This window comes from Bacillus sp. TE9106W (assembly GCF_054062215.1).
This window is the reverse complement of record NZ_JBSSFA010000036.1, coordinates 1-1,288: the sequence shown is the minus strand read 5'-3', so window position 1 is coordinate 1,288 and position 1,288 is coordinate 1. Positions and strand designations below refer to the sequence as shown.

1 protein-coding gene is annotated in these 1,288 nt (G+C 36.3%); it reads right to left on the bottom strand.

Going from position 1 to position 1,288, the window contains the following annotated elements; translation table 11 throughout:
• Positions 1 to 40: 40 nt before the first annotated feature.
• A protein-coding gene (locus ACVWY7_RS26985; protein ID WP_139242256.1) for an IS3 family transposase occupies positions 41 to 1,200 on the bottom strand; the annotation gives its coding sequence in 2 pieces (ribosomal slippage) (positions 41 to 942 and positions 942 to 1,200; 1,161 coding nt in all).
• Positions 1,201 to 1,288: the final 88 nt, after the last annotated feature.

The window sequence follows — 1,288 nt, the reverse complement described above, 5'->3', positions numbered from 1 at the left end:
TGGTCATCTCCCTGTCAAGTAGACAGTCATAAAAAGAGTATTATGCCACGGCCTTTTCCCGATATTCTATCGGGGAAAGGCCGTGAAGTTTTTCTTGGAACCTTTCTGTATTATAGAATTGAATGTATTCTTGAATTGTTTGATAAGCCATTTCATATGTTTTTGGGCGCACTAAATACAACTTCTCTGTTTTTAAATGTGAGAAGAATGATTCAATACATGCATTATCAAAACAGTTTCCACGTCTAGAATGACTACCGACAAATCCTAATCTTTCTAACTGCTTTGCGTAAGATTTTGATGTATATTGAAACCCTTGATCTGAATGTAAAAGTGGCTTAGTAGATAAGGATTTTCCCTCTAGTTGTTGTAATGTAGTCAAAACCAAATCTAAATCATTTCTTCGAGACAGCTTCCAAGCCACGATTTCATTGTTATATAGGTCTAACACAGCTGACAAATACGCGAACTGATCTCCAATTCGTACATAAGTAATATCCGTCACATACTTTTGATTTTGTTTGTCCGCTTGAAATTCTCGATTTAAATGATTTTTAAATATCACGGATGTTTTTCTTCCGTAAAATGGACGTTTTTTCCGGATGATAGATTGTATGCCTAACTCCCTCATGAGACGACGAACACGTTTATGATTCATTACCATTCCTTCTCTAGCTAAAGCACGGGTCATGCGTTTATATCCATAGTAAGGGTGCTGGCGATGAATAGATAAAATATGTTCTTTATGCCACATATCCCTTTTTTGGTGTAAACGATGCACGTCATGATATTTTCGCCATTTATAGTATCCAGCTTTAGACACTTCTGCAATTTGAAATAACCATTTAAGTGGATATATCTGACGTAGTGAATCGATAAGAGAAAATCGTTCTTTCTTTAAGACCATTCCTTCCCGTGTAGATTTGGATTGCGCTTTTTTAAATATTCAACCTGCGCCTTCAAATATGCATTTTCTTCTTCAAGACTATTAAAATTCTTACGATTCCAAGCACCACGTTGATCATCAAATGACTGCCCTTGTTGAGAACGCTTTACCCATTCTATAATTTGTGCATCGCTCTTTATGCCAAGTTGTTCACGAATTTCTCGTAATGATTTCCCGTCTTCTACTCGAAGACGAACTGCTTCTCGTTTTAGTTCTTCTGTATATTTTTGAAATGATTGTCCTTTTCTTGCCATAAAAAATCCCCTCCAGATAAAACAGTACTGAGTCCATCATACCAGATGGACTCTTTTTTTACTGTCTACCTAAAGGGGATAATACCAA